Raw genomic sequence first — 439 nt, forward strand, 5'->3', positions numbered from 1 at the left:
GAAGCATAATGTCCGTCAGTTGACGGCAAAAGTTGTCCTGCTATAGACGGCCATGTTGGCCACGACTAGATAAGAGGAAAGGGAGAATCAAGTTAGTTCTCCCTGGATAACGTGCTTTACCATGTGATCATCGATAATTCGGTGTTTATTCTGAGAGCCATACATGAGACAATGCGTGCAGACCTTGTTAATTAACCGAGCTGCGCCTCCGGAGAAGCGATAGATATCGTCAATCGCTCCATCCGAGAAGATATCTTGTGTAGCACCAGCATAGGCCAAATGCCGCTGAATATATTCGCTAGTCTGTGCACGATCGAAGTGCGGCAGCTTACACTGCAGATCAATCCGCTGCCTAATGGCTGCGTAGGATTGAAGAGCCAATCGATCCCAAAGTTCGCTCTGTCCAACTAGTATGAGTGCCATGGGGCTCTGCGCATCC

Annotated in this window: 1 protein-coding gene; it reads right to left on the reverse strand. The window is 48.7% G+C overall.

From position 1 onward, the window contains the following. Nucleotides 1-87: 87 nt before the first annotated feature. Nucleotides 88-439: ExeA family protein (locus PSHG_RS31315; RefSeq protein ID WP_010267487.1), on the reverse strand; the 352-nt coding region annotated here is incomplete at its 5' end.

The sequence above is a fragment of the Paenibacillus senegalensis JC66 genome (assembly GCF_000285515.1).
GTDB lineage: Bacteria > Bacillota > Bacilli > Paenibacillales > NBRC-103111 > Paenibacillus_L > Paenibacillus_L senegalensis.